This window comes from Rickettsia endosymbiont of Cardiosporidium cionae (genome assembly GCF_015476335.1).
Classification (GTDB): domain Bacteria; phylum Pseudomonadota; class Alphaproteobacteria; order Rickettsiales; family Rickettsiaceae; genus JADHZC01.
The window spans coordinates 1-5572 of sequence record NZ_JADAQY010000010.1 but is presented as its reverse complement, the minus strand read 5'-3'; the positions used below and the strand labels follow the sequence as shown (position 1 = coordinate 5572).

Genomic DNA, 5572 nt, shown 5'->3' with positions numbered 1-5572 from the left:
CTTCACAAGTATACAAAAGAAAAAAAAGAGGAAGAACTAATAAAAACAATGGATAAATTTTTAACTCGTGAGTCTGATAGAAAAGTTTTTGGATTAAACAATGAAGAAAAAAATAAAATCAAGCAGCAAGAATAAAAATACTGCACTCAAAACTACGGTGTTTAAAATCGCTCAAGCTAAGAAAGGAGGTTATCCTCAATTACTTTTAGTTGTTGGGAAAATTAAAGAAAAATTTGGGAACAATGTAATTGGCTTTGGTAATAAATTAGACAATGTTACCTTTGACAAACTGCTAAATTCTAATGACATTACTTTACTACAAGAAAAGACTGATGAGCTAAGAAAAAAATATCAACAAATCACCAAGCAGTTAACTGCTTGTGCTAAAGCTAAAAATACTAATGCTAAAAAAAATAAAAAAAAACAATTAGTAAAACAAAGGGAAGAAATAAAAAAAATATATATTGCTATCACGCAAAAAGTAAAATCTTTTTATAATAAAAATACTACAAAAAGAAATGAATATGAAAAAATATACGAAGCATGACGAGTTAGTGAAAAAGATGTTTAAAGATGCTGGGTACAGAAAGTCTTTTTTGCAGCGATATGGGAACAAGGAGATTTTAGCTAAGTTAGATATAGAGAAATTCCAAGAAATAGACAAGTGAACTACTCGTCCCTAAAGGAGCTAGCTTCTAAGATACTAAGCAGTATTTTGTAACTGCGTTTTTCTTGTCTTTTTTGACTCTTCTACGCAAGGATAGCAAGGGCTATTTTTAGCCTTGCTTCTTTTTGCTCTAAGTCCTATACTAGAGAGCTTTCTTATTCCAGATTTGCTCCCTAGCAACTCCGTTCCAGAGTGCTTGATTAATTCTATTGCTCTTTGTTTGATGACTAATGACGCATTCCTATCCGCATTGTCTGTATTACCACATGTAACACATTTGAATTTTGATTGGCTCTTTCTACTTTCTTTTGCTATTGAGCCACATTTTGCACATGTTTGTGATGTATATGATGCCGATACTTTAAAACATGTTTTACCAAATTTTTGGGACTTATAATTGAGCATGTTTTCGAACATGTACCAGTTCTTATCTAGTATCGCTCTATTTAGTCCTGATTTTGCTTTTACATTTTTTCCAGGAGATTCTATGTTGCCTCTTGCTGAGCTTGTCATATTTTTTATTTTTAGATCTTCTAAGATAAATATCTTTGCAGAAGTTTTTTTTACTAATTCTGTACTTGTTTTATGAGCAAAATCTTTCCTGATGTTTCCTATCTTTTGATATGTTCTACTTAATCTTATTCTAGTTCTTTCTAATCTTTTTGATATCTTTTCTTTTCTTTTTACTAATACTCTTCTTTGTCTTGCTAATTTCTTTTGTAATGCCTTTGTCTTCCGATTCTGTTTATTAAGTTGTGTTTGAGAATTTGAATCTAAATTATAGCTTATATCCCCTACTTGGCTCGCTATTTTTACTCCTCTATCTATTGCTACTATATTGTTTTCTAGGTAAAAATCCGATTTTGTTTTTAATTTTTTAAGCCGCATTTCTGGAGATATTAAACAAGATTTGTTTTCTCTCTCATATCCAAAACTTATGTAATAAGAAGACGCTTCCCTTTTTATATATATGGAATTTGGTAAATTGTAATTCCTATGAGCTTTAAATGATAAATACCCTATATTGTTTTTCTTAGATCCTATAAATAACTTCTTAGTACCATTTTTATTCTCTTTAAAACAAAAAACTTCTCTTGTTAAATATACACTTCCACTACTAGATTTTTTCTTAAATCTAGGTCTTCCACATTTGCCTTTTATAAAGTCTCTATAAGTAAAATACCAATTACTTGCACTGTTTCTAAATATTACAGAAGGGCACTCGAATAAAAACGATGTTAAATCTTTAGATTTAAATTGAGAATAGCTTGCATCTATAGGAGCATATGTACCAATGGGGTAATATTTTTTAGCAAAACTTCTATAATATTGTTCCTCTGCACATTTTGCATTCCAAATTACTTTAGAACATCCCATCCACTGATCTAAAACTCTTTTTTGATCCCTAGTTGGATATGCTTTGAACTTAATCCCTTCCATTTAAAATGTTTTTATATAGTAGTATTTATATATTTATAATAGTATAATATAATTTTTTATTCAGTCAAGTATTTATTATGACATATCCTTGGAGAGCTGGTAGAAGTTGTATTTTTAAAAATTATATACATTTAGTCTTTATAACTAAATATAGAAGAGATGTCTTAACAAAAGAGATGCTCTTGAGATTAAAAGACGTTCTTACAGAAACCGCTCAACAGATGTAATGTAAAATATTGGAATTTGGAGGAGAAGATGATCATGTGCATATTTTATTAGATCTACATCCTAAACATGCTCTATCTAATATTGTTAGTAAACTAAAAGGAAAATCTTCTTACATCTTAAAAAAAGAATTTTATGAATTAATAAAAAGTAAACTCTGGGGAAAACATTTTTGGTCACCAAGTTATTGTGTTGTTTCTACTGGAGGCTCTTCTATTGAAACTGTGAAAAAATATATAGAAAAACAACGCACCCCTCCTTCTGAAAAGGTTATTAGGCACGTGATGAAAATAACTAAAGTTGCTTGCTTGACCCGCCCCTAAAGAAGCGGGTTTGCGCAAGCTTTTTGATCAAATATATCTTCCCTGAGCTTTTCGTTCCCTGGATAATAAAAATGGCTAGGAGTAAGATATTGGTATTTTCTTAATTTTTCCACGTGCTCTTTTACTCTATATTTATCTTCGTCTTTTTCGTATTTCTCCTCCATTAGATATTCTTTAAATTCTAGCTCTTCATTTTTTTTCTCTACCTTATTTTCTAGATATTGAGATATTTTTTTTAGGAGATTTACTCTAATGTCATATTCTTTTTCTTTTATGTTTTTATCTATGTTATTAGTATCTAATTCTCTATCCCCTACTCCATAGTCATCATTAATAATCTTTTCTATTGTTTGAGGGTGAACTAGCCATGAAAATGTAGCTTTGAAGTTATTTTTTGTTTCTTTTTCTCCCATTAAAAATTTACTACTATTCACTTTCATTGCATATTCTCTCCATTTGGTTAGATCATTGTTAAAATATTGAGACAGAATATTTAATAGGTGACTTGTATTTTTTTCATTGCTATATGCTTTTATTGGGCTAAGCGAATACTTAAATATGTCATTCCATAGTCTAGTCATTTGTTTAGTAAGTTCTAAATTTTTATCAATTAAATAAATATCTTCTTTTTTATTTTTTAAATCATTTTTTTTGTTAGAAGAAGTATTCTTTGTATAGTTATTCTTTGTTTCTATTAACATGTGTTCATTTTGAACACATCGATGTGTCCATTTTGAACACATGCAGTTTTCTGGGCTTTTTGAAATGTTATTTTCTTTTTTTGAGATTTTCCTTTTTGCTTTTAAATATCTAAATAAGACTTGATAGATTCTCTTATAAGTGCACTTATAGAACGCAAACCTTTTCTATCTCTTTTATTTCTTAGAGCTATATCCTCTAATTTGTAAAATGCTGATTCAGGTAAGGTAATAGTAGCCCGTATCATATTATCTTGTTTTTCACCATAGGGTTTATCTGCTAATTCCTTTGCTAGATTTTCTACAGCTAATTTATCTACCCCACTATTGCGTTTTTTAATCACCATTTTTAGTTACCTCTTTCATTAGCTCTAAAACTTCATTTTTCGCTTGGATATTCTTGGATTCGATGACAGATTTCCCATAAGGCATTGTATCTCTGTAAATCTTTCTATAAAAAAGGCACGAATTTAGCAATTTGACTTCAGGGTAATCAGATAAAAAATTACCAAAATCACTTCTTTCCTTTTCTCTAACTGTAGGGTTCGTATTAGCCATAGTGTGTAAAACATAGCATATTAAATTAGCATTTAAGTCCCTAACTCTTGTAATTTGTTTCTGTAACTCCTGTATGGTATCTAAGTCTAGTTGGCTTGCTTGGTGTGGAGACAACAATATATCTGATACACTCATTCCTGTAATCATTTCTCTACTATTTCTTCCTGCAACATCTACTACAACATAGTCAAATTTCTGCCTTAAATTTTCTATAGTAGTAGAAATATTGTCATATCTTTCTACTAAAGTGACTGTGGGTTTTAAATTTAAATCTTCTCTGTCCTGTTGCCATTTTGAGCTTGATCTTTGGAAATCAGCATCAACAAGACATACATCGTTACCAGCTTGTGCTAACGCGACTACAAGATTAACAGCTGTAGTAGTTTTGCCCGTGCCACCTTTGTTGCAACCTATTGTTATAATCATATTATTAATAGTAAGTTATATATAAGTTATATCATAGTATCTAAATATAATATAAGCAATAAGAAGTATGAAATATGAAGTATGAAATGTGAAGTATGAAGTATGAAGTATGAAATGTGAAGTGTGAAATATGAAGTATGAAATGTGAAGTGTGAAATATGAAGTATGAAATGTGAAGTATGAAATATGAAGTATGAAATGTGAAGTATGAAATGTGAAGTATGAAGTATGAAATGTGAAGTGTGAAGTGTGAAGTATGAAATGTGAAGTGTGAATAAAAGCTTGCGCTATTTGGCCCCTAAATTTGGTTTTCTCCTAATTTACCCCCTATTGCTACAATGTGGATTTTCCTCACTCTAGAGCCCATTGTTTTACTAAGTGTATATTTCTACCAAAAAGGTTGTAATTATGCCCTACGAGTGGTTTTAGGGCATTTATAGCGAATGTTTTGCTTAACAAGGGAAGGTAATTGTAAACTCAGAAGATTTTCATACAAATTATTACTTTTTCTAAAAAGAAGAAAAAATAGATTTTGTTGAGGAGAAAATTTTGTGCGTAAACTCCTTCGGGAGTTTTCCACAAATTTTCGACCCTTACCTTTTTTTAGCCAAAGAAATAAAAGTTATCCACATTGCAGTTTGTTAAAATTTAGGCACTTTGCCTTGTGTAGAAAAAGGAAAACTAGGATTTCCCTCGCGCGCATGCGCGCATTTACTACTATCTATTCTAATATATTCTAAGTATTCTAGGCAGCTGGAATGCCTCTTCCACACTGGGCAAACTAGGGGTAACCCACACATATTTCTACTGAAACCACACATATTTCTACTGAAACCACACATATTTCTACTGAAATCCTACGTTACCATGTGGATAACTTTAATTTTTGGCTTCTATTATAGGAAATTTACAAGTTTTTTGTATGAGTGAAGTAGAAATTAGAGCCTTACGACTAAATTACTCGTATTTGGTCAAATTATGCCACAAAATCAAAGGGTTAGTTAGGTGATACTCAATGAGTAGGTAAACTATGGTTTTTTGTGTAAACCACACATTTTTCCTGTGACAAAAAATGCAAATTGTTTACTATTTTACGCGCCTAAAATCCTGCTTCCAGTAAGAAAGAAAGTGGTAATTACTTACATATATTTCTACTGAAACCACACATATTTCTACTGAAATCCTACGTTACCATGTGGATAACTTTAATTTTTGGCTTCTATTATAGGAAATTT

At 30.5% G+C, this 5572-nt stretch carries 6 protein-coding genes and 1 pseudogene; 3 read left to right on the top strand and 4 right to left on the bottom strand.

The genetic code is table 11. The annotated features are described in order from the left end of the window. Nucleotides 1-100 precede the first annotated feature (100 nt). Nucleotides 101-547 (top strand): hypothetical protein, encoded by a 447-nt coding sequence (locus IHI24_RS04530; protein ID WP_194966878.1) that lies wholly within the window; start codon nt 101-103, stop codon nt 545-547. Then, nucleotides 525-668, top strand: coding sequence for a hypothetical protein (locus IHI24_RS04525; RefSeq protein WP_194966877.1), 144 nt, complete (start codon nt 525-527; stop codon nt 666-668). Before IHI24_RS04530 ends, IHI24_RS04525 begins: the two co-directional genes overlap by 23 nt. Before the next feature lie 35 nt (nt 669-703). Here the strand turns inward: IHI24_RS04525 and IHI24_RS04520 are convergent, their stop codons facing one another. Beyond that, nucleotides 704-2107 carry an RNA-guided endonuclease InsQ/TnpB family protein gene (locus tag IHI24_RS04520; RefSeq protein WP_194966876.1) on the bottom strand — a complete coding sequence of 468 codons (1404 nt, stop codon included), beginning with the start codon at nt 2105-2107 and terminating at the stop codon, nt 704-706. Between the two features lie 77 nt (nt 2108-2184). Between IHI24_RS04520 and tnpA the strand changes: the two are divergent. Continuing rightward, nucleotides 2185-2655, top strand: a pseudogene (gene tnpA / locus IHI24_RS04515) (IS200/IS605 family transposase). Here the strand turns inward: tnpA and IHI24_RS04510 are convergent. From IHI24_RS04510 to IHI24_RS04500, 3 genes are all read right to left on the bottom strand, one after another. After that, complete coding sequence (locus tag IHI24_RS04510) at nt 2652-3356, bottom strand: hypothetical protein (protein ID WP_194966875.1); 705 nt, start codon at nt 3354-3356, stop codon at nt 2652-2654. The pseudogene tnpA and the gene IHI24_RS04510 sit on opposite strands and share 4 nt — an antisense overlap. 101 nt (nt 3357-3457) lie before the next feature. Further along, the gene (locus IHI24_RS04505) at nt 3458-3700 is read right to left on the bottom strand and encodes a hypothetical protein (RefSeq protein ID WP_194966874.1); all 243 of its coding nucleotides are present in this window, start codon (nt 3698-3700) and stop codon (nt 3458-3460) included. Continuing rightward, nucleotides 3690-4337, bottom strand: a complete 648-nt coding sequence (locus IHI24_RS04500) for a ParA family protein (RefSeq protein WP_194966873.1) — start codon at nt 4335-4337, stop codon at nt 3690-3692. The genes IHI24_RS04505 and IHI24_RS04500 overlap by 11 nt, the downstream gene beginning before the upstream one ends. Nucleotides 4338-5572: the final 1235 nt, after the last annotated feature.